Origin of the sequence: Stenotrophomonas sp. MH181796 (assembly GCF_009659995.1) — a bacterium.
GTDB lineage: Bacteria > Pseudomonadota > Gammaproteobacteria > Xanthomonadales > Xanthomonadaceae > Stenotrophomonas > Stenotrophomonas riyadhensis.
In genome coordinates this window covers 400,144-422,435 of sequence record NZ_RAHU01000004.1, presented here as the reverse complement: position 1 = coordinate 422,435, position 22,292 = coordinate 400,144, and the positions used below count along the sequence as shown (strand labels likewise).

Annotated in this window: 19 protein-coding genes; 10 read left to right on the top strand and 9 right to left on the bottom strand. The window is 67.7% G+C overall.

Features of this window, described 5'->3' with window-relative positions:
* Window positions 1-3: 3 nt before the first annotated feature.
* Together D5301_RS12180 and D5301_RS12175 are read right to left on the bottom strand one after the other, a co-directional pair.
* Complete coding sequence (locus D5301_RS12180) at window positions 4-1,248, bottom strand: DUF418 domain-containing protein (protein WP_153855799.1); 1,245 nt, start codon at window positions 1,246-1,248, stop codon at window positions 4-6.
* A gap of 99 nt (window positions 1,249-1,347) precedes the next feature.
* Window positions 1,348-1,830: a peptidylprolyl isomerase gene (locus D5301_RS12175; RefSeq protein ID WP_110713041.1), complete on the bottom strand. Its 483-nt coding sequence runs from the start codon at window positions 1,828-1,830 to the stop codon at window positions 1,348-1,350.
* 111 nt (window positions 1,831-1,941) lie between these two features.
* Between D5301_RS12175 and D5301_RS12170 the strand changes: the two genes are divergently transcribed.
* The gene (locus D5301_RS12170) at window positions 1,942-2,481 is read left to right on the top strand and encodes a C40 family peptidase (RefSeq protein ID WP_110714359.1); all 540 of its coding nucleotides are present in this window, start codon (window positions 1,942-1,944) and stop codon (window positions 2,479-2,481) included.
* 131 nt (window positions 2,482-2,612) lie between these two features.
* Entirely contained in the window at window positions 2,613-3,386 is a 774-nt protein-coding gene (locus tag D5301_RS12165; protein WP_324187316.1) for a C40 family peptidase, read from the top strand.
* Window positions 3,387-3,613: 227 nt separating this feature from the next.
* Here the strand turns inward: D5301_RS12165 and D5301_RS12160 are convergent, their stop codons facing one another.
* A complete protein-coding gene (locus D5301_RS12160) occupies window positions 3,614-4,948 on the bottom strand; it encodes a dicarboxylate/amino acid:cation symporter (protein ID WP_006381938.1) in 1,335 nt (444 codons plus the stop codon).
* A gap of 154 nt (window positions 4,949-5,102) precedes the next feature.
* Here D5301_RS12160 and D5301_RS12155 point away from each other — a divergent pair, with 154 nt between their 5' ends.
* The 5 genes from D5301_RS12155 to D5301_RS12135 all read left to right on the top strand — a co-directional run bounded on the left by D5301_RS12155 (window position 5,103) and on the right by D5301_RS12135 (window position 10,465).
* Complete coding sequence (locus D5301_RS12155) at window positions 5,103-6,809, top strand: alkaline phosphatase (RefSeq protein ID WP_032128997.1); 1,707 nt, start codon at window positions 5,103-5,105, stop codon at window positions 6,807-6,809.
* The gene (locus D5301_RS12150; RefSeq protein WP_324187315.1) at window positions 6,806-7,351 is read left to right on the top strand and encodes a WG repeat-containing protein; all 546 of its coding nucleotides are present in this window, start codon (window positions 6,806-6,808) and stop codon (window positions 7,349-7,351) included. The genes D5301_RS12155 and D5301_RS12150 overlap by 4 nt, the downstream gene beginning before the upstream one ends.
* A 662-nt stretch (window positions 7,352-8,013) precedes the next feature.
* A complete protein-coding gene (gene tilS, locus D5301_RS12145; RefSeq protein WP_324187314.1) occupies window positions 8,014-9,300 on the top strand; it encodes a tRNA lysidine(34) synthetase TilS in 1,287 nt (428 codons plus the stop codon).
* A gap of 36 nt (window positions 9,301-9,336) precedes the next feature.
* A complete protein-coding gene (locus tag D5301_RS12140; protein ID WP_005410522.1) occupies window positions 9,337-9,597 on the top strand; it encodes an exodeoxyribonuclease VII small subunit in 261 nt (86 codons plus the stop codon).
* Complete coding sequence (locus D5301_RS12135; protein WP_121504580.1) at window positions 9,587-10,465, top strand: farnesyl diphosphate synthase; 879 nt, start codon at window positions 9,587-9,589, stop codon at window positions 10,463-10,465. Before D5301_RS12140 ends, D5301_RS12135 begins: the two co-directional genes overlap by 11 nt.
* Window positions 10,466-10,550: 85 nt before the next feature.
* Here D5301_RS12135 and D5301_RS12130 read toward each other — a convergent pair whose 3' ends face one another.
* Window positions 10,551-10,922 (bottom strand): DUF4870 domain-containing protein, encoded by a 372-nt coding sequence (locus D5301_RS12130; RefSeq protein WP_010482972.1) that lies wholly within the window; start codon window positions 10,920-10,922, stop codon window positions 10,551-10,553.
* An 87-nt stretch (window positions 10,923-11,009) separates the two neighbouring features.
* Entirely contained in the window at window positions 11,010-12,377 is a 1,368-nt protein-coding gene (gene pmbA, locus D5301_RS12125; protein ID WP_121504581.1) for a metalloprotease PmbA, read from the bottom strand.
* Between the two features lie 68 nt (window positions 12,378-12,445).
* On the opposite strand from pmbA, the gene yjgA reads away from it, so the two are divergent.
* Window positions 12,446-13,033 (top strand): ribosome biogenesis factor YjgA, encoded by a 588-nt coding sequence (gene yjgA, locus D5301_RS12120; protein WP_049398682.1) that lies wholly within the window; start codon window positions 12,446-12,448, stop codon window positions 13,031-13,033.
* Between the two features lie 41 nt (window positions 13,034-13,074).
* Here the strand turns inward: yjgA and tldD are convergent, their stop codons facing one another.
* Genes tldD through D5301_RS12100 form a run of 4 tightly spaced genes read right to left on the bottom strand, consistent with a single transcriptional unit; the run spans window position 13,075 to window position 20,554 of the window.
* Window positions 13,075-14,520, bottom strand: coding sequence for a metalloprotease TldD (gene tldD, locus D5301_RS12115; RefSeq protein WP_049398683.1), 1,446 nt, complete (start codon window positions 14,518-14,520; stop codon window positions 13,075-13,077).
* Between the two features lie 60 nt (window positions 14,521-14,580).
* Complete coding sequence (locus D5301_RS12110; RefSeq protein WP_153855797.1) at window positions 14,581-18,435, bottom strand: YhdP family protein; 3,855 nt, start codon at window positions 18,433-18,435, stop codon at window positions 14,581-14,583.
* Window positions 18,436-18,465: 30 nt separating this feature from the next.
* Window positions 18,466-19,953 carry a ribonuclease G gene (gene rng, locus D5301_RS12105; RefSeq protein WP_049444954.1) on the bottom strand — a complete coding sequence of 496 codons (1,488 nt, stop codon included), beginning with the start codon at window positions 19,951-19,953 and terminating at the stop codon, window positions 18,466-18,468.
* On the bottom strand, window positions 19,946-20,554 hold the full coding sequence (locus D5301_RS12100) for a Maf family nucleotide pyrophosphatase (protein ID WP_153855796.1): 609 nt from the start codon (window positions 20,552-20,554) through the stop codon (window positions 19,946-19,948). Before D5301_RS12100 ends, rng begins: the two co-directional genes overlap by 8 nt.
* A gap of 131 nt (window positions 20,555-20,685) precedes the next feature.
* On the opposite strand from D5301_RS12100, the gene D5301_RS12095 reads away from it, so the two are divergent.
* Together D5301_RS12095 and D5301_RS12090 are read left to right on the top strand one after the other, a co-directional pair.
* Window positions 20,686-21,423, top strand: a complete 738-nt coding sequence (locus D5301_RS12095) for an SIMPL domain-containing protein (protein ID WP_153855795.1) — start codon at window positions 20,686-20,688, stop codon at window positions 21,421-21,423.
* Window positions 21,424-21,640: 217 nt separating this feature from the next.
* Window positions 21,641-22,288 carry an energy transducer TonB gene (locus D5301_RS12090; RefSeq protein ID WP_153855794.1) on the top strand — a complete coding sequence of 216 codons (648 nt, stop codon included), beginning with the start codon at window positions 21,641-21,643 and terminating at the stop codon, window positions 22,286-22,288.
* The last annotated feature ends 4 nt before the right edge of the window (window positions 22,289-22,292 follow it).

Below are 22,292 nucleotides of genomic sequence, written 5' to 3'. Positions count from 1 at the left end.
CGATCAGCCCAGCCCAGCCCCGCGCCGCATCGGCGGCCACTGCCGGTAGGTCATCGCCCGCCACAGCCATTCCATCGGCCCGAAGCGGAAGCGCCGCAGCCACGCGTGCGAAATGCCCACCTGCACAGCGAACAGCAGTAGCGCGAACAGCAGCTGCACGCTGCGCGGCATCACCTCGAACCATCCCAGCCCGTAGTGATAGAAAAGCAGCGTGCAGAACAGCGACTGCGCCAGGTAATGGGTCAGCGCCATGCGCCCGACCGGGGCCAGCCACGCCAGCCGCGTGCGCCAGTGCACGATCCACGCCAGATAGCCCAGGCACATCGGCAGGCCGCCTATCGTCACCAGGCCCATCGCCGCCGTCACCGGCAGGTCGTAGGCGCCCGGTGCCAGATAGGGTTTCCAGGCAACTCCGATCAACGTGACCAGCAGGCCCAGCGGCAGTGCAATCCAGCGCAGTGACGCATACAGGCGCGGGACGCGTTCCGGCGCCGCCAGCGCACCACTGGCGGCGAACCAACTGCCGATCAGGAACATGCCCAGCACTTCCGGACCGGTGATCAGCAGCGCACCCATTGACGATCCGAACTCGTGCAGGCGCTGCACATTGGCCTGCATCCAGCTGCCCTGCCCATAGACCTGCCGCTGCAGATCGATGCCCTGCTGCGCTTCGGCGAGCATCTTCTGCACGTCCTCCGTCGAGGCCATCGACACCATCGCGCCGACCAGCAGCATCATCGCCGCGCCGCCCAGGTAGACGATCACGCCCATCCACGGCAGCCAGCTGCGTGGTGCCTCGCGGCAGGCCAGCAGCGGCAACGAGATCAGCGCATACATCACCAGGATGTCGCCGGACCAGACCAGCAGCGCGTGGCAGAGGCCGATCAGCAGCAGCCCGGCGCTGCGGCGCAGGTAGAACGGGGTGAAGTCGCGTCCAGCCACTTCGGCGCGTTGCGCCATCACCGCAAAGCCGGCACCGAACAGCAGCGAGAACAGGGTGAAGAACTTGCCCTGCACGAACACGTAGACGAAGGCATCGGCCCAGTAGTCGATGCCCTGCCAATGCACGTCGATGCCGGTGAACGCCAGTTCCAGCGGACCGCTGAAGGCCTCGATGTTCATCAGCAGGATGCCCAGCAACGCGGCACCACGCAGCACGTCCAGCACGGCGATGCGTTCGCCGGAGGCCATCGGCTGCAGGGAAGGAGAAACGGCGTTCACGGGGCATCCGTCAGGCAGGTCCGCCATTATGCCGCCGGCCCACACGCCATGGATGCCCGCGCCGTGTTCCAGAAACGCAACGGCCCGCCGAAGCGGGCCGTTGCTGCCATCACGATCGCACTGCGATCAGTGCTGGTGGCCGCCGTCGCCGTGGACGTGGCCGTGGTCGATCTCTTCCTGGCCGGCTTCGCGCACATCAACGATTTCGACGTCGAAGTGCAGGTCCTTGCCAGCCATCGGGTGGTTCAGGTCGACGTCGACCACGCTCATGCCGACCTTCTGCACGGTCACCGCACGCGGGCCGAAGTTGGTCTGCAGCACGACCTGCTGGCCCGGAGCCAGCTTGGTGTTGCCGAAGTGCTTCTTCGGCACGCGCTGGGACAGGCCCTCGCGGCGCTCGCCGTAGGCATCGGCTGCGTTGACGTCGACGCTGAAGGTCGCGCCGGCTTCCTTGTCCATCATGGCGTTTTCCAGGCCCGGGATGATGTTGCCGTGGCCGATCAGGATCGCCAGCGGCTCGCCGCGGTCCTTGGACGATTCGATCGGCTCCTGGCCGACTTCGGAAACGGTGTAGTGGAAGCGGACAACGCGGTCTTTTTCGATCTTCATGCGCAACTCTGTCTGGATCTGCCGGAGGCAGGCGGGTTGGGGCGGGTTGTCGCCCGGCGGGGACGCCGCCATCATGACGGCCAATCCAAGGTGGCGCATTATCCGGAGATCATGCACATCACGCCAGTTTCGTCCGGCCCCCGCCGGTTCCTCGCCCCGGCCCTGCTGCTGGTCCTGCCCCTGCTGATGACCGCCTGCGGCGGCGGCAAGGCCACCCGTCCCGCGCCACCACCGCCAACCGCAAACTGGCCGAAGACCGTGCCGGACAATCCCGAGGCCGCCAACTCGGTGCTGATGCGAGCCATCAGCCTGGTCGGCACCCCCTATCGCTATGGCGGCAATACCCCCGACTCCGGCTTCGACTGCAGCGGCCTGGTCGCCTACGTCTACCGCGAGATGCTGGACCTGAAGCTGCCACGCACCTCGCGCGATCTGGCGGCGGTACAGGGCCCGAAGATCGACCCGCAGCGTCTGGCCACCGGCGACCTGGTGTTCTTCGGCAGCCGCGGCAGCGTCACCCATGTCGGTATTTATGTAGGTGAAGGTCGTTTCGTGCACGCGCCAAGCACCGGCGGCACCGTGCGCCTGGACTCGCTCAGCGGCCCCTACTGGAAAGACCACTACACCGGCGCGAAACGTGTCCTTCGCTAAAATGAACAGGCGATATGTTCAAAACTGTGACGCACATCACCCTGAAACTAACGGTTTTCTAACGGAATTTTTAACTTATTGCCGCTTTTACAGGGCATGATGCCCCATCGTTTTTTTCCTGTGACCGACGCGTGACGACTGACGACCTGAAAAGCGAAGGCCAGACTTCCGTATCTTCACGTAGTGCCCGCCCGCTGTTGCTTGGCCTGGCACTGTGTCTGACCAGCCTTCCGGCCTGGTCGCAGACTGCTCCGAACCGTTCCGATGTGACCCCGGCCCCGGTGGCCGAGAACACCACCCGACCGGCCGCCAAGGCCGAGGCTGCCGCTCCGCAGCGCAGCCGCGTCGATGCCGCCGCCAGTGCCACGCTGGCAGCCCTGCTGCCGCACCTGGCCGCCAATGACACCATTCCGCTGATGGACCGTTCGGCCGTGGTGGCCGGCGACCTCAGCCGCCTGCTCGCCAACTACGACACCAGCAGCACCGCCAATGGCAGCGTTGTCGGTACCGCGGCCGACAACGGCAAGGTGCAGTCGCTGCTGCGCCGCGCGATGACCCTGCTGGGCACCCCGTACCGTTGGGGTGGCAGCAACCCGGACAGCGGTTTCGACTGCAGTGGCCTGGTCGGCTATGTGTTCCGTTCGGCCCTGGGCATCGAGCTGCCGCGCGTCTCGCGCGAGATGGCCCACGATGACAACGCCGAACTGATCAACGACCGCACCGCGCTGGCTGCCGGTGACCTGGTGTTCTTCGGGCGCAAGGGCCGTGTTGACCACGTCGGCATCTATGTCGGCGACGGCCGCTTCCTGCACGCGCCGAGCTCGGGCAAGGACGTCCGCGTGGACACCCTGCTCAGCGGCTACTGGGGCAACAAGTTCATGCAGGCCCGCCGGGTCGATCTCTGATCTGACCGGTTGGCGCTACCGCGCCGCCTGACACGAAAAAGCCGCTGCCCTGCAGCGGCTTTTTTGTTGGGCCTGCACACGCTGGGTACCTGCCAACCCTGGTCGGCTCTGCCTTCATCCACGCATGGTGTGGATCTACCAGGTGCCCGCCTCGGCCGGCACCGCGCCAGCCATTTCCCAAACGAAAGGCCCGCCGGTCAGGGCGGGCCTTTCATCTCCACGCAGCCTCAGGCGCGTGGCGGTGTTGGATCAGGATCGTCCACACCCACATTGCTGGACGGGTTGTCATACACCGCCTGGTCAAGCAGGCCGGTTTCCTTGGCCACGATCACCGGCACCAGCATCTGGCCCGTCACATTCGTCATCGTACGCATCATGTCCAGGATGCGGTCGATGGCATACAGGTAGCCGATGGTCTCCAGCGGCAGGTTGGCTGCGCTCAGCACCACCGTGGCCATGATCACCGCGGTACCCGGCACGCCGGCGGTACCGAAGCTGCCCAGCACCGAGGCAATCAGCACCACCACGTACTGCTCCGGGGTCAGCGGCACACCGCTGTACTGCGCGATGAACACCGCGCACAGCGCCGGGTAGATCGCGCCGCAGCCATCCATCTTGATGCTGGCGCCCAGCGGCACCGCGAACGAACCGTAGTCCTTGTTCACGCCCAGGTTGTGGGTGATCGAGCGCAACGCCACCGGCATCGCTGCGAAGCTGGACGAGCTGACGAAGGCGACCTGCATGCCCGGCGCCGCGCCACGGAAGAACTTCAACGGGTTCAGGCCGTGCGCCAGCAGCAGTGCGCTGTAGACCACCACGATGTGCAGTGCGCAGGCCACGTACAGCGCCAGCACGAAGTGGCCCAGCGGCAGCAGCTTCTCGAAACCGTAGCTGCCGACCAGGCCAGCAATCAGGCCGAAGGTGCCGATCGGGGTGACTTCCAGCACGAAGCGGGTCACCTGGATCATGATGTCGCTCATCTGCCCGACCAGCTTGCGCGCCTCGGTCACCTTCTCGCCCAGCTTGACGATGGCAAAGCCCACCAGGCCAGCGAAGAAGATCACTGGCAGGATCGAGCCGCGACCGGCAGCCAGCACGGTTTCACCGGCCGCATTGACCTTGGTGCCGATGCCGGACAGCGCGTAGAAGACATTGGCCGGCACCACGTCCAGCAGCACCTGCACCACGCTGGGCACTTCGCGCGGCACGTAGTTGCTGGCCATCGACAGCTGCAGGCCACCGGCGCCGGGCTGCAGCACGGTGCCCACGCCCAGGCCGACGCACACCGCCAACGCGGCGGTGATCACGAACCACAGGAAGGTGCGGCCACTGAGCGCGGCGACCGACTTCTGGCCGTGCAGCGACGAGATTGCGTTGATGACCGCGAAGAACACCAGCGGCACGGCGATCATCTTGATCAGGGTGACGTACAGCTCGCCGAGCGGGCCGAACCACGTTTCCGCGGCCGGGCCGAGCGCCCAGCCGGCCAGCGCGCCGAGCACGAAGCCACCGACCACGCGCTGCCAGAATGGAATCCGCAGCCAGGCAGAGACCAGCTTCATAGGCAATCCAGAGGGGAAGGAAGGGATGCTGGCACGATAGCCCAAGGCGGCCCGCGGAACGACCGCCCGGCCGGCAAATCAGTGTGTCATCGGCGTGCCTTGCGAGGGCGGGCATAATGAACGTCCCGTTACAGTTTGTGAGATCCCAGCGTCCATGCGCCGTTCCGTCTCCCTGTTGGCCGCCTGCGCCACCACCCTGCTGCTGGGCGCCTGCGCCAGCACCACCCCCGCGTCCGCCCCGGCCGGCCTGAAGGTCGCCGTCGACCCCGTTGCCCATCCGGCCGGCGAGACCCCGCAGTGGTGGTACCGCAGCGGCGCCGCCCAGGCCGCCGCCAACGGCGCGATGTCCGGCAAGGCCAAGAACGTCATCCTGTTCCTCGGCGACGGCATGAGCCTGACCACGGTGGCCGCCTCGCGCATCTACGAAGGCCAGCAGAAGGGCGGCTCGGGTGAAGAGAACCTGCTGTCCTGGGAGCGCTTCCCGGCCACGGCGTTCAGCAAGACCTACAACACCGATTCGCAAACCCCGGATTCGGCCGGCACCATGACCGCCATCACCACCGGCGTGAAGACCCACATGGGCGCGATCGGCGTCAGCGCCGGCAGCCGCACCGACTGCGCCGACAGCCTGTCCAAGGGCCTGCTGACCTGGCTGCAGCTGGCCGACAGCGCCGGCCTGGCCACCGGTGTGGTGTCCACCGCACGCCTGACCCATGCCACTCCGGCCGCCACCTACGCGCACTCGCCCGAGCGCAACTGGGAAAACGACACCGACCTGACCGAAGCCGCGAAGGCCGCCGGCTGCAAGGACATCGCCCAGCAGCTGTTGTCCACCTCGCGCTATGGCCGTGGCCCGCTGGTCGCCCTCGGCGGTGGTCGTGGTGAGTTCACCACCGTGGAAGAGCGCGATCCCGAGTACGACGACAAGGTCGGCCAGCGCCTGGATGGCCGCAGCCTGGTGCAGGAATGGCAGCAGGCGCATCCGCAGGGTGCCTACGTGTGGAACAGCAAGCAGCTGGCCGCCGCCGCCAACGCTCCGGCCATTCTTGGCCTGTTCGAGCCGGACCACATGCGCTACGAGTACGAGCGTCCGCAGGATCCGGGTGGTGAGCCGAGCCTGGCCGAACTGACTGCCGCCGCGATCAAGAACCTGGCCAAGCACCAGGAAGGCTACGTGCTGATGATCGAAGGCGCGCGCATCGACCACGCCAACCACAGCGGCAACGCCTACCGTGCGCTGACCGAGACCGTGGCCCTGTCCGACGCGGTGCGCGTGGCCAACGAACTGACGTCGGCCGACGACACCCTGATCATCGTCACCGCCGACCACTCGCACACCCTGAACTTCGTCGGCTACCCGGCACGCGGCAACCCGATCCTGGGCAAGGTCAAGGACAAGGGCGGCGAAGATGGCGCCGGCAAGCTCGACTACGCGCTGGACGGCACCGGCCAGCCGTACACCACCCTGAGCTACGCCAATGGCCCGGGCCACACCGGCAGCAGCAACCAGCAGCCGGCTGGCCCGAAGCGTTACCCGCACAACCCGAGCAGCTTCGAACCGGCCAACGGCCGCCCGAACCTGCGCGAGGTCGACACCGAGCATCCGGACTACATGCAGGAAGCACTGGTGCCGATGAAGTCCGAGTCGCACGGCGGCGAAGACGTCGGTATCTGGGCACGCGGCCCGGGCAGCAAGGCGATCCGCGGCACGCTGGAACAGAACGCGATCTACCACATGATCGTGCAGGCCACCCCGGCCCTGCGCGAGCGCCTGTGCCAGGCCGGCACCTGCGACGACAAGGGCGTGCCGGTACAGCTGCCGGCGCCGACCGCATTCGAGCGCAAGGCCGAGGCCAAGTGATCGTGAGGCAGGCCCACCCTGCCCCTGCCAGCGGCCGCTTCGCGCGGTCGCTGGTCCTGCTTGGCGTGCTGGTCAGTGCCAATGCAGCGGCACAGGCACCGGCGTGCAAGCTGCTGACCGACGAACACGGGTTGTGGCCGCTGCCCAACTGCGAAGTGGTCGATCACCGGCCGAAGATCAGTGCCGACACCTTGAAGGAACTGAATTACGACGACCATGGCCTGGCCGTGGTGTACGCCGACCGGGGCTTCCACTACGTCAACCGCAAGGGCCGCAGCCTGCCGGTACTGACCTGGGACAACGGTCCGGAAACACCGCAGGAAGGCCTGCTGCGCGCCCGCGTCGGCAACCGCGTGGCCTACTTCGATCTGAAGTTCCGCCAGGTGGTGCCCGGCACCTTCGATTTCGGTTGGCCGTTCCAGGATGGCGTGGCCGAAGTCTGCAATGGCTGCCGGCGCGGCACGCCGGATGCCGATGGCCACACCCCGATGGAAGGCGGAGAGCGGTTCCGCATCGACCGTTCGGGTCGTCGGGTGAAGTAGGGTTTTCGGCAGGGCTGCGCCCTGCACCTGCTGCAAGCCAGAGCAACAGCAACAGCAACAGCCGAAGCGGCTCTGGATTTCTGTGAGTTGGGTGGGGCGGTGTGGGTGGGCAGGACACGCCGTAAACCCATCCCTGGGGGCTCGATGGCGCCATCCATGGCGCCAACGGTCCTGCCCACCCACACCGCCCCACCCCCGACAGTTTCCCGATGACGGTTGGTAGATCCACGCCACGCGTGGATGAAATCCGTCAGATATCGAAATAAATNCCATGGCGCCAACGGTCCTGCCCACCCACACCGCCCCACCCCCGACAGTTTCCCGATGACGGTTGGTAGATCCACGCCACGCGTGGATGAAATCCGTCAGATATCGAAATAAATCGGGGTCAGATCCGTTTTCCTGCGGAAAACGGATCTGACCCCAAGAGCATTTCCGACAGATCGCGAATATCTGTCGAAGGCGGGATGGGTCCGGTTGCGGGAGTGTCCGCGGCATGGATGCCGCGGCCAAGCCCCCATGGATGGGTTTACGGCGTCTCCCGCAACCGGACCCACCCCGCCAACCCTCAGGAACCCCGCTTCTGCTGTTGCTTCGGCTGTTGCTGTTGCTTGTAGCGGGTGCAGGGCGCAGCCCTGCCGAGCAACCCTATACTTGCCGCCGTGACCGAATTCCCTGCCCTCGTTCCGCTGGATGCGCCCGTGCTGGTGGGCTACAGCGGCGGTGTCGACTCCACCGTGCTGCTGCACTGGCTGTGGTGCTGCGCACAGGCCTCCGGCACCTCGCTGCGCGCGGTGCACGTGCACCATGGCCTGCAAGCCGATGCGGACGACTGGGTGCTGCACTGCCAGCAGCAATGCGCGGCACGGGGCATCGAACTGGCCGTGCGCCACGTGCAGGTTGAAAGCGGTACGGGGCTGGGTCTCGAAGGTGCGGCACGGCAGGCGCGACGTGCCGCGTTCGCCGCCGAACTGCGCGACGGCGAAACACTGGCGCTGGCGCAGCACCTGGACGACCAGGCCGAGACGTTCCTGCTGCGTGCCTTGCGTGGGTCCGGCGTCGATGGCCTTGCCGCGATGTCCGCGCACAGCCGCCTTGGCGAAAAGCCTCTATGGCGACCGCTGCTGGCGGTGCCCCGCAGCGCCCTGCTCGACCATGCCCGCCAGCATGCACTGCACTGGATCGAAGACCCCAGCAATGGCGACGACCACGCCGATCGCAACTTCCTGCGCCTGCAGGTACTGCCACTGTTGCGCCAGCGCTGGCCGCATGCCGCTGCGGCGATGGCGGGCAGCGCAACGCACTGCGGGCAGACCCGCGAACTGCTTGACGAGGAAGACGCCGAGCTGATCGCACACCTGGAAGTCGCTCCACGCGTGCTGTCGCTGCAGCTGCTTCGCCAGGTCTCAACGGGCCGTGCCGCACGCGTGCTGCGTGCCTGGGTGGTGGGCCACGGTGCGGCACCGCTGCCGGCCACGGTGCTGCAGCAGGCGCTGGACGAGCTGCTGCCGGCCGACAACGATCGCCAGGCGCGGGTGTGCTGGCACGATCACGCGATCCAACAGTGGCGCGACCACGCCTACCTGCTGCCGGCCCGGCTGCCTGCGCTTCCCCACGAGTGGCAGGCCGAATGGGATGGACGCGCACCGCTGGCACTGCCCGATGGCGGACAGCTGCGCCTGCAGGGCACCCCGGCCTTCGATCGCCCGCTGCAGGTCCGTGCACGCGTGGGCGGTGAGCGCATTCTGCTGCCCGGTCGCCAGCATTCGCACGCATTGAAGGACTGCCTGCAACGCGAACACCTCGCCCCCTGGCGACGCGCGCAGCTGCCGCTGATCTTTGATGGCCCGCAGTTGCTGGCCGCCGCCGACGTGGTCATCGCCGCACCGCTGCAGGCCTGGCTGCAGGCGCATGGCGCACAGTTGCAATGGCGCCCGGGCGGCTGGTGAATTGACCCCCGCGCGCGGCCCGTCCACACTTGCCGCATGGCCAAGAAGTCCCCCGAAAACGCCTCCCCGGTCGCCCAGTTCGAGCAGTCGCTCGAATCGCTGGAGCAGCTGGTGGAGCAGATGGAAACCGGCGAGCTGAGCCTGGAAGCTTCGCTCAGTGCTTACGAACGTGGCGTCGGTCTGTATCGCCAGTGCCAGCAGGCGCTGGAGCAGGCCGAGCTGCGCGTGCGCCTGCTCAGCGATCCGGCGCAGCCGGAAGCATCCGAGCCTTTCGATCCGCCCAGCCATGACGGCTGAGGTTCTGTTCGCGCGCTGGCGCGACCGTATCGAAAGCCAGCTCGACGCCGCGCTGCCCTCGCCTGCCGAAGCGCCGCAGCGCCTGCACCAGGCCATGCGCTATTCGGTGCTGGGCGGTGGCAAACGCATGCGCCCGCTGCTGGTCTACGCCAGTGGCCACCTGTTCGGTGCGCAGCCGGAAAGCCTGGATGCGGCCGCCATGTCCGTCGAACTCATCCACGCCTACTCGCTGGTGCATGACGACCTGCCGGCGATGGATGACGACGCGCTGCGTCGCGGCAAGCCGACCACCCACATCGCCTTCGATGAAGCCACCGCGATTCTGGCAGGCGACGCGCTGCAGACCCGTGCCTTCGGCCTGCTGGCCGATGCACCGCTGCCGGCCACGCTGCGCGTGGCCTGCCTGCAGACCCTGGCCCACGCGTCCGGCGCCGCTGGCATGTGCGGCGGCCAGGCGCTGGATATCGATGCCACCGGCCAGCAGCAGACGCTGGCGGCATTGACCCGCATGCATGCCCTGAAGACCGGCGCGCTGATCCGTGCGGCGGTGCGCATGGGCGCGCTGTGCGGCCAGGCCCACGAACCTCAGCTGGCCCAGCTGGACAGCTTCGCCGACGCACTCGGCCTGGCCTTCCAGGTACGCGATGACATCCTCGATGTCGAGGCCAGTTCCGAGCAGCTGGGCAAGACCGCCGGCAAGGACCAGGCGCAGGACAAGAGCACCTTCCCCGCCCTGCTCGGCATGGACGGTGCCAAGGCTCAGCTGCACGAACTGGCCGCACGCATGCAGTCGATCCTGGCCGGGTATGGCGAAGAGGCCGATGCACTGCGTGCACTGGCGACGCTGGCGGTCGAACGCGATCATTGATCGCTCGCCGGGCACCGCCCGTCGCTCCCCGCACATGAAAACGCCCGGCAATGCCGGGCGTTCTCAATTCCGCATGCCGCCGGTATTACTTGATCAGGCGCAGTGCGAACGGGTAGCGATAGGCTTCGCCGTTGTTGGCCTTGACCGCTGCAATGATGCTGAACACCAGGCTGATGATGCCCACGATCGGGGCCAGGAACACGCCGATGATCACGATGGTCAGGATCATGCTGATGACCATGGCGATGGTCACGGTGATCTGGAAGTTCAGGGCTTCCTTGGCCTGGTCGGTCACGAAGGCCTTGCCCGCGTCATCCTTGTTGATCAGCCAGATGATCAACGCGCCGATGAAGCCGGTGAAGATACCCAGCAGGTGGGCAGCCAGGGCCATGGTGCGCTGGTCGGCCGGCACGTCGGTGGTGGCCGGCGGCGGCGGGACGTTATCGAATTCGCTCACGACAAAACTCCTTTTCATTGGGTGGTCTTGACCCACCAGCACCAAGCTGGTTGCGTCAGGCGGGCATAGCTTACGCCATCGACGCCATCAATCATTACCGGCGATGGTCATCCGCCCCAGCAGGATCGAACCGGTCCGGATGTGCGAGCGCGGGTCGACGTCGCTGCCGACCGCTTCGATGCTGCTGAACATCTCGCGCAGGTTGCCGGCGATGGTGATGCCATCCACCGGGTACTGGATCTCACCATTCTCGACGCGGAAGCCGCCGGCACCGCGCGAGTAGTCGCCGGTCACCCCGTTCACGCCCTGCCCCATCAGTTCGGTCACCAGCAGGCCATCGCCCATCTGCCGGGCGATGTCCTGCAGGGAGCCCGCGTTGGCGGCCAGCTGCAGGTTGTGCACGCCACCGGCATTGGCGGTGGTCTGCAGGCCCAGCTTGCGTGCCGAGTAGCTGCCCAGCACATAGCGCTGCAGCACGCCGTCACGGACCAGGGCCGAAGCACGCGTGGCCACGCCGTCACCGTCGAAGGCGGCCGAGCGCAGGCCACGGCGCAGGTGGGGCAGTTCCTCGATCTGCATCCAGTCCGGGAACAGCTGCTGGCCAACGCTGTCCAGCAGGAAGCTGGCCTGGCGGTACAGCGCACCGCCGGACACCGCCGACAGCAGGTGGCCAACCAGGCTGCGCGCTACTTCCGGGGCGAACAGCACCGGCATGGTGCCGGTGGCCATCGAGCGAGGCTGCAGGCGGGCGACGGTGCGCTCGGCAGCACGACGGCCGACCAGGCCCACGTCTTCCAGGTCCTCCCGGGCCAACGCGCTGGTGTACCAGCCATCGCGCTGCATGCCATCGCCCTGGCCGGCGATCAGCGCACAGCCCACCGAATGATGGGTGCCACGCTCACGGCCGAAAAAGCCATGCGAATTGGCGTACACCGACAGGCTCTGCATGCTCGACACCGAGGCGCCGTCGGAATTACGGATCTGCGCATCGGCCTCACGGCCTGCGTTCTCGCAGGCCAGGGCCAGGTCCACCGCCTCGTCGGCCTGCAGCGCCCAGGGGTGCCAGGCATCCAGATCCGGGAAATCGGTGGCCATCAGTGCGGCCTCGGCCAGGCCGGCAGCCGGGTCATCTTCGGTGTGCCGGGCGATCGCACAGGCCTGCTCGACCGTGGCGGCAAGGCTGGCCTCGTTCAGGTCGCCGGTGCTGGCGCTGCCCTTGCGTTGGCCGAAATAGACGGTGACGGCGATACCGCGGTCACGGGTGGACTGCACGGTCTCCACCTCGCCAAGGCGGACATTGACCTCCAGGCCACGATCCTCGCTGCAGCTGACCTCGGCCTGGCTGGCGCCCAGCGCACGGGCGCGGTCGAGCAGCTGCTGGGAGAGGTCGGCCAGCCGTTCCAGCCGGGCCAGGCTGTCGTCGCCGACAGCGACTTCAGGGGCGATCACGTTCAATGCTTTATCCTGTACGGGTTGGGCCCGGCATCACGCCGGGCGACTTTTTTTGAGATCAGGTAGGAACGATGCGCGGACGCGACGAAGAAACCGGTGAATTCCACGACAAGAGCCGCAGCCAGAACCGGCGCGACGCGCTCGACGTCCTGGCCCTGGGCGAGAAGCTGGTGTCGTTGACCCCGGCGCAGCTGGCACGCCTGCCGATCCCGGAAGACCTGCTGCCGCATATCGCCGAGTGCAAGCGCATCACCGCCCACATCGCCCACAAGCGCCAGCTGGCGTTCCTGGCCAAGCACATGCGCCGCGAAGAAGACGCCACGCTGGATGCGATCCGCGATGCGCTGGACGCCAACAGCGAAACCGGCCGCCGCGAAGTGGCGATGATGCACCGCGCGGAAGACTGGCGCGAGCGCCTGCTGGCCGAGGGTGACAAGGCGCTGGCTGCACTGCTGGACGACTACCCGCAGGCCGACCGCCAGCAGCTGCGCACGCTGGTGCGCAATGCCCAGGCCGAAAAGGCCAGGAACAAGCCGCCGCGCGCCTACCGCGAAATCTTCCAGGTGCTGCGCGCCCTGATGCTGCCGGCCGCGCTGGGCCTGAAGGCCAGCGCCGAAGACGCCGACCCCGTCGACAGCGACGAAGCCGACGAGGACTGAGTCCGCGTCGGCCTGGGCGGTGGCGCTGGCCATCGCCCGGCTCAGGCCTGGGTACCGCCGACCGTGATGCCCTCGATCAGCAGCGAGGGCTGGCCGACACCCACGGGCACGCTCTGCCCGTCCTTGCCACAGATGCCCACGCCCTCGTCCAGGGCCAGATCGTTGCCGACCATGCGCACCTTCTGCATGGTTTCCGGACCGTTGCCGATCAGCGTCGCACCCTTCACCGGCGTGGTGATGCGGCCATCCTCGATCAGGTAGGCCTCAGTGGCCGAGAACACGTACTTGCCGCTGGTGATGTCGACCTGACCGCCACCGAAGTTGACTGCGTACAGGCCCTTCTTCACCGAACGGATCATTTCCTGTGGGTCGTGCTGGCCGGCGCGCATGTAGGTGTTGGTCATGCGCGGCATGGTCAGGTGCGCGAACGATTCGCGGCGGCCGTTGCCGGTCGGCGCCATGCCCATCAGCCGTGCGTTGAGGCTGTCCTGCATGTAGCCGACCAGGATGCCGTCCTCGATCAGGGTGGTGCACTGGCTCGGATGGCCCTCGTCGTCGATGTTCAACGAACCACGGCGTCCGTCCAGCGTGCCGTCATCGACGATGGTCACGCCCGGGGCGGCAACGCGCTCGCCGATGCGGCCCGCGTAGACGCTGGTGCCCTTGCGGTTGAAGTCGCCTTCCAGGCCATGGCCGACCGCTTCATGCAGCAGCACGCCGGGCCAGCCCGGACCAAGCACCACCGGCATCACCCCGGCCGGTGCCGGAACGGCGTCCAGGTTCACCAGCGCCTGGCGCAGCGCCTCGCGGGCAAAGGCCTCGGGGCGGCCGTCGGCGAACAGCTCCTCATACCCGTAGCGGCCACCACCGCCGGCATAGCCGGACTCGCGGCGGCCGTTGTGCTCGACGATCACCTGCACGTTCAGGCGCACCAGCGGGCGCACGTCAGCGCCCAGCACACCGTCGCTGCGGGCGATAAGTACCGTATCGACGCCGCCGGACAGGCTCACCATCACCTGCTTCACGCGCGGGTCGGCGGCGCGCAGGTAGCCATCCAGGCGCTTGAGCACCTCGACCTTGGCCTCGTTGCCGATGCCATCGATCGGGTCCAGCGCCGGGTACAGCGCGCGCGCGTTGCCGCGCAGCAGCGACCGCCCGGACTGGGCGCCACCTTCACGCGAGATCGCACGCGCCGACTGCGCCGCCGTCAGCAGCGCATCGGCATGGATGTCGTCGGAGTAGGCGAAGCCGGTCTTCTCGCCGGAAATCGCCCGCACGCCCACGCCCTGCTCGATGGAATGGGCGCCGTCCTTGACGATGCCGTCTTCCACGCTCCAGCTCTCGCGGCGGGCATGCTGGAAATAAAGGTCGCCGAAGTCCACACCGGGGCCGAGCAGCTGGCCGAAGGTGCGCTCCAGGCCAGCGGTATCCAGGCCGCCGGGGCGCAGCAGGCGGTCTTGGGCAAGCGTCAGGGCGATATCAGTCATGGTTCTCGATCTGGGGATGCGGGGGCGCTCAGGCAAGCCCCGTGAACAAGAAAGCCGCGCTCAACGCGAGCGCGGCAGGCCGGTGACGGTCGGCGGAATGGCCGGCGCCGGTGCCGGTACGGGTGGCGGAGCCTTGTCGCGGCTGCGCTCGATCACTTCCACCTTCGGTTCCTTCCATGGACCGGTCACCTTGTAGGTACGGGCGCCAATCTCGCCCAATGGCTTGGACAATACCGCATTGGTGGCCGCGCCCAGCGCCGCCCCCACCGGACCACCGGCGACCGCACCCACCACGGTCAGCAGATTGCCTGCACGCGGGTTGACGTCGATGGTCTGGTCGAACTGCTGGTTGCGCAGGTCGGCCTGGCCGCGGATGGTGATGTTGGCTGCCGGGCCTTCGATCAGCACTTTGTCGGTGCGTGCCATGCCCTGGCCGAACTGCATGCTGCCGTCGATCTGGTTGAACGCGAAGCCCTTGGAGAAGAAGTCGCGGAAGTCGAACATCAGGCGCCGCGGCAACTGGGTGACACTGAGCAGGCCCAGCACCCGGCCAGCGCCCGGTTCCAGCTCCAGCAGCTGGCCGTTGCGCGCGTGCAGGTCCAGGCGGCCCTGCAGGTTGCCCAGCTGGAAGTCCGACGGCCCCCCACTCCACGTGGCCTGCAGCTGCGCCTGGCCGGAACCGCCACGCAGCTGGCCGCCGTAGTCGAGGTTCTGCATCAGTCCGCCCAGGTCCTCGCTGCGCACCTGTGCAGTCAGCTCGGTGCGGGCACCACCGGTGCGGCCCAGCCAGCGACCGCTGATGTCGATCTCCTGGTCGGGCGCACGGAAGCGCAGCTCGTCCACGTTCAGGCCATTGGCCAGCGGCCGCGTACGCAGTACCGCCTGGCCCAGCACCACCTTGCCGAACTTCAGGTCGGCGATGTCCAGCGCGAACGGCGGCAGCTTGGCCGGGTCCATGTCGTTGGCGCCGGCCTGTACCCGTGCCGGTGCGGCCGATGCACCCGGAGCCGCCGGCAGGGATTGCCAGTGCACGCGGTCGAGCTGGCCACTGATCGTGCCGCCCTCGGCATTGGGAACGGTCAGGCGTCCCGCCAGTGACGGTCCGTCCAGGCGTACATCCAGCGCCTGCGGACCGGGCTGCAGCTGCAGCCGCGTCTGCTCGAAGACGCCGCCGATCAGCATCAATCTGCCGACCTGCACATCCACCGCACGCAGCGGCATGCTGTCATCGTCACCACCGCCACGCGCCAGGCTGATCCATTCCAGCGCATCCAGGGTCGGGCTGCGACCGTTGACGGTCAGCCCGCTCGGTGGCGGCTCGCGGTCGACGTGGTCGCTGCCGAGCGTGACCTGGACGCCGGTCTGGTTGTTATGGCTGCGCGCGGCCAGGGCCAGGCGCTGGCCAAAGGCCACGTCGATGCGGCCAGCCCCCATCGGCAGCTGTGCGGCCACCGTGGTCGCCAGCGGTTCGGCGGCCGGCTTGTCCAGCGGTGCCGGCAGGTCCAGGCGGGTGCCCACCAGATCCGAACTCAAGCGCAGTTCGCTGGGTGGTGCAGGTGCCCCCGGCGCGACCTTCGGCAGGTTGACCGCGATGGTCCACGGCGAGGTGCCGGCGACGTAGGGCTTCAACCACGCCATTTCCGGTGCGCGGTCGATCAGCACGCCGGCATCGAGGTTGGCCGACAGCTGCGATTCAAAGGCCAGCTTGCTGTCGTGCACGTAACCGCCGGCGCGCAGGCTCAGGCGGCCGTCCTGGCCGAGGTGACGCACCGCCAGTTCCTCGGCGTCGAAACCGCCGTTGCTGTAGCGCGCCTGCCCATGCATGTTGTCGAAGGTCAACTGGAACCGCTTGTCGACCAGCTTCACACCGTTGAGGTCGACCGTGCCCTGCAGGTGGCCCTCGCCTTCATCCAGGTGCAACGGCTGCAGCAGGTCGAAGGTCACATGCGCCGGTCCCGCGGCGGTGAGGTTGTCGAGGGTGTCACCGTAGTCGTGGTGCAACGGGCTCTGCCGCAGCATCGCCAGCAGCTTGCCCGCCTCGCTCTGGGCATCGGCGCGCACGTACAGCGGCTGCTGGCCGAAATCAGGAATGCCCGCTTCGAACTGCTGTACCGCCACACCGGCCAGATCACCGCGTCCGCGCATGTCGAAGCCGGGGCCGATGAAGGCGATATCGGCATCGACCTGGCTCATCAGTGGCCAGTCGTGCTGGAAGCGGATGTCGCCGTTGGTGATGTGGCCGGTGGCCTCGAAGCGGCCATCGTTGTTGTCGAACGGCCAGTCGTCCAGGTCACCGCTGACCAGACCGACGCCATTGCGCACCTGGCCGCCAGCCAGCGCCATGTCCAGCCAGTCGGTGGCGCCCTTGCTCATCTTGGAGTGGATCCAGAAGCGCTTGGCCGCGGTCATCGGCACATCGTCCAGCTTGGCTGCCAGCTGCAGCCAGGGCCGCGTGCCGTCGCCCTGGAACCAGACGCCGCCACGCACATCGGCCGCATAGTCAGTGCCTTCCACGCGCATCGCTGCGGTGCCGATACGCCAGCCACCGCCCTCGTCGCGCCAGCCCACCACCTGCCCCGCCAGGTGCAGGTCATGGCGCACACCAAAGCCGGTCGGCCAATCGAACTGCAGCTGCCGTTGCGGCTCCAGCTGCAGGCTGAAGCCATCGGCATCGCCCTCGAAGCGCCCGCCCAGGCCGCGCAGGCCCGGGGAATGCCCCACACTGGCAAAGCCCAGCGACTGCAGCTCGCCCTGCGCCCTCAACGGACCATCACGCTCACCAGCCAGTTGCAGCTGACGCACATCCAGCTGCGGCCTGGACAGGAACAGCCAATGGCGCAGGCCCGGCTCGAGGCGATCACTCAGCGCCAGCGCACGCAATGCGGTACCCGCCTGGACTTCACCGGAACTCACCCGCAGTTGCTTGCCGACCTGCAACTGCAGGCCATCGAGCTGTTGTTCGCCGTCATCCGTCTTCAAACGAAGCCGCGGTACCTGCAGTGCCCAGCCATCGGCCTGGCGCTGCCAACGCAGGCGCGCCTGCAGGCGCTGCAGCTGCAGTTGCGGCGTCGCCACGTCAGGCATCGGCGCACCGTCGATGCGCACATCACGCAGGTCCGAGTCGGTGGTCAGCGCCACCGGCGCGAAATCGCGCAGGGTCAGCCACAGGTTGAGTTCGCCCTTGCCTTCGCGCAGGCGCACACCGCCGGCCGCCAGCAGCGGCGACCAGGCATGGAAATCGACCGGATCGGCGCCCAGCCAGGCCTGGCCATTGCCGCGCACGCGGTCCACGTCCAGCACCGCCGTCAACGGCAGCGCTTCGGTCTGGGCCCAGGCACGCACGCCCACGCGCAGGCGGTCGCCATTGACCCGCAGGCGCACGTCGATGCGTGGCAGCGTGGTGTCGATTCCCAGCCCCGGCGCATGCACGCCCAGGCGGCCATCGATCACCTGCAGCTCGCCCAGCCGGCGCAGCGCGTCCAGTGGGTCACCACCAGCGTCGGACTGCGGCAGGCCACGTACCGACCAGCGGCCGTCCTCGCCCTGCTGCAGGTCCAGTGCCAGGCCACGCAGGCGCAACTCGGTCAGCGAGCGCCCGGGCAGCAGCCCGCTGTACATCGACACCAGCACTTCGGCCTCGCCGATCGCCAGGCCCTGGCCGGCGCCGATGCGCAGGCCCTTCAGCTGCAGCAGCGGACCGCGACGGGTCCATGCGGTCTGCAACTGGTCGAAACGTACCGGCTGGCCGGCACGCTCGCTCAGCCAGGCGGCAATCCTGTCGGGATGGCGCTCGGCCAGCGGCAGCAGCTGGCTGAGCGTGCCCACCAGCAGTGCAAGCCCGACCAGGCCCACCGCGCAGGCGGCAATGAAATGACGGCGGATCCTTCGCAGTCGCAGGCGCGGCGGCGCGCTCATCGGCCACCGCCGGCCTGCAGCCGGCGAGGGTCAGAGCAGAACGACATCGAATTGCTCCTGCAGGTACTGCTCGTCCGCCTGGAAACGGATGCTCTTGCCGAGGAACTCTTCCAGCTCGGCCACCGCCGAGGACTCCTCGTCGGTAATGCGCGCAACAACCTTGGTCGAAGCAATCACCAGCAGGCGCGCCGCATCGAACTGGCGCACCGCGCGGGTGATCTCGCGGAAGATCTCGTAGGTCACCGTCTCGGTGGTCTTGATGCTGCCACGGCCGCTGCACTGCGGGCAGGTTTCCGACAGCTGGCGCTCCAGGCTTTCCACCGTGCGCTTGCGGGTCATCTCCACCAGGCCCAGCGGCGAGAAGTCGTACACCGTGGTCTTGGCATGGTCGCGGGCCAGCGCCTTCTCCAGGGTGCGCAGCACCTGGCGCCGATGCTCGGCATCGTCCATGTCGATGAAATCGATGATGATGATGCCGCCCAGGTTGCGCAGCCGCAGCTGCCGGGCCACCGCCTGCGCGGCCTCCAGGTTGGTGCGGAACACCGTCTCTTCCAGGTTGCGCTGGCCGAGGAACGAACCGGTGTTGACGTCGATGGTGGTCATCGCCTCGGTCTGGTCGATCACCAGGTAGCCGCCGGATTTCAGCGGCACCTGCTTGTCCAGCGCGCGGCCGATCTCGTCCTCCACCCCGAACATGTCGAAGATCGGGCGATCGCCCGAATACAGTTCCAGCTTCTCGGCCAGCACCGGCATGTACTTGGCCACGAACGCCTGCAGCTGCGCGAAGGTTTCCTTGGAGTCCACCTTCACCTTGTCCACGTCCTTGCGGATCAGGTCGCGCACCGAACGCAGCGGCAGGCTCAGGTCTTCATAGATGTTGCTGCACGAAGGCGCTTCGCGGCCCCGTCGCTCGACCACGTTCCAGACCCGCGACAGGTAGGCGATGTCCTCGGCAATGGCCTCGGCCGGCTGCCCCTCGGCATTGGTACGCACGATGTAGCCGTAGCCGCCATGCTGGGCCGACAGTTCGGTCACCAGCGCCTTCAGCCGCGCGCGTTCGCCTTCATCCTCGATACGCGCCGACACGCCCACCACCTTGGACTGCGGCAGCAGCACCATGTAACGCGAGGGGATGCTGATCTGCGTGGTCAGGCGCGCCCCCTTGGTACCGATCGGGTCCTTCACCACCTGTACCACGATGTCCTGGCCATCGCGCAGCAGCTCGACGATGGGCACGCTGGACGGCGGTGGCAGCGTGGTGTTCTCGGTGTCGGCGCTGGCCACCGGCGCCGGCCGCACCACGTCGTTGGCGTGCAGGAACGCAGCGCGCTCCAGCCCGACCTCGACGAAGGCCGCCTGCATGCCGGGCATGACCCGCTGCACCTTGCCCTTGTAGATGTTGCCGACCACACCCCGGCGCCAGCCGCGCTCGATATGCAGCTCCTGCAGCATGCCGTTTTCGATCACTGCGACCCGGGTCTCGCGCGGGGTCACATTGACCAGGATTTCCTCAGACATCGGCAGCCTCCCTGGCGGCATCAGCAGTTGGGGCCGGCACGCCGCAGCGCGCCAGCAGACGATCGGTGTGCAGCAGCGGCAGTCCCATCACGCCGGAGTAGCTGCCGGAAAGATGTTCGATCCAGCGCTCGGCCCCGCCCTGGATGGCATAGGCCCCGGCCTTGTCCAGCGGTTCGCCGTTGGCCACGTAGGCAGCGATGTCGGCGGCGCTGATCGGCGCGAAGGTCACCTCGGAAATGACCAGCTCACTGTCCAGCCCGTCCGCAGCCACCACCACCACTGCGGTCATCACCTGATGGGTGCGCCCGGCCAGCCGGGCCAGCATCGCCCGCGCGTCGGCGGGATCGGCCGGCTTGCCGAACACTTCACCGTCCAGCACCACCTCGGTGTCCGAGCCGAGCACCCGCGCCTGCGGATCATCGGCCAGCACCCGGGCCAGGCCGGCGCGCGCCTTGTCGGCGGCGACCCGGCATACATACTGTTCGGCGCTTTCAGCGGGCGCGCGCTGCTCGACGACCTCCAGGTCCAGGGCCTGGAAGGGGCGTCCGAGTCGGGCCAGCAACTGGTTGCGTCGGGGGGAGCGGGAAGCAAGATAGAGCATCGGCACAGCATAACCTGAGGCCGCCACCTGAATCGTCGGCAACCCGTTCCGGAACGCGTTCAACCCCGAACGGGCTCACAGCGCGTTCATCGCTACGACACCACCCTCAACGGCACAACAAGGAGTTCTCCATGCGCCTGACCGCCACCCCGCTGCTGCTTGCCCTGTCCCTCGCCCTTGGAACCTCGATGACTGCCCATGCCGCCCCGTCGTCGCCGTCGATCGCCACCCCGGCCGAAGGCACGCTGCTGAACATCTCGGCCAATGCCGAAGCCACCCGCGTACCGGACGTGGCCACCCTGTCGGCCGGCGTGGTCACCCAGGCTGCCGATGGCAACAGCGCCATGCACCAGAACGCCCAGCAGATGGACAAGGTGCTGGCCGCGATCAAGGCCGCCGGCATCGCCGAGCGTGACGTGCAGACCAGCGGCATCAGCCTCAATCCGCAGTACCGCTATGCCGACAACGAAGCGCCGAAGATCACCGGCTACCAGGCCAACAATACGGTCAGCCTGAAGGTGCGCGACATCGCCAAGCTCGGCAAGGTGCTGGACGCACTGGCCGCACAGGGCGCCAACCAGATCAATGGCCCCAGTTTCGAGATCGACCAGCCGGAACCGGTCTATGACGAAGCGCGCCTGGCTGCGCTGAAGAAGGCCCAGGCCCGCGCCCAGACCTACGCGAAATCACTGGGGCTGCAGGTGCGCCGCATCGTCAGCATCTCCGAAAACAGCAACGGCGGCTTCCGCCCGATGCCGATGATGCGGACGATGTCCGCCGGTGCGGCGATGGACAAGGCCACTACGGTCGCGCCGGGCGAATCGACGGTCTCGGTCAACCTGGACGTGGTGTTCGAACTGGGCCGCTGATCGCGTCCAGCACCGCCAACGAAGGCGGGTCCCGCAGGGGGCCCGCCTTTTTTCATGCGCACCACCGGTGCTGGCTGAAGGCCAGCCCAACGATGCCGCCCCTGCCTCTAGGCAGTGGCCGCCATGCCGCGCTACTGATGCACTGCCAGCCGCGTGCGGCAACCCCGCCACGGGCCCTGGTGCGTTGAGGACTTCGTCACTGGCATGGAGGTGGACCATGGTTCGTACGTATCCCGTTGCATCCCCGCACTTCGACCCCGCCCGCGTTGCCGCCTGGAGCGCGGCCATCGCCCTGCATCTGCTCGCATTCCTGCTGCTGCTCATACCGGCGACCTACCAGGCCGTACAGGTCCCGCGCGACAAGACCACGGTACGGCTGATCGAGAAGATCCCCCCACCGCCGGCACCGCCGAAACTGGACCCAAAGGAGATCGCTCGGGTCGTGCCGAAGCCGCATGCACAGCCGGCAACGCCGCCCCTGCCCGCTCCCACCGCGACCGTGGAGGACACCCAGGGCATCGCACTTCCAGCGGCCGAACCGGCCCCGCCACAGCTCGCGCCGAGCATCGACAGTGCTGCACCGCTGGCCGGAGCGCAGCTGCAATACCGCAGTGCACCGCCACCCACCTATCCGGTGCCGGCCCTGCGCAATCATGAGCAAGGCACGGTGCTGCTGCGGGTGGAAGTCGACAGCAGCGGCCAGCCGGTCATGGTCAGCATCGAGCGCAGCAGTGGCTCGCGCAGCCTGGACCAGGCCGCGCGCCAGCAGGTGCTCAAGCGCTGGCGTTTCGAACCGGCCCAGCGTGATGGCGTAGCGGTCCCGGCCATCGGCCTGGTGCCAGTGCAGTTCTCGCTGCCGGAGTGATCGT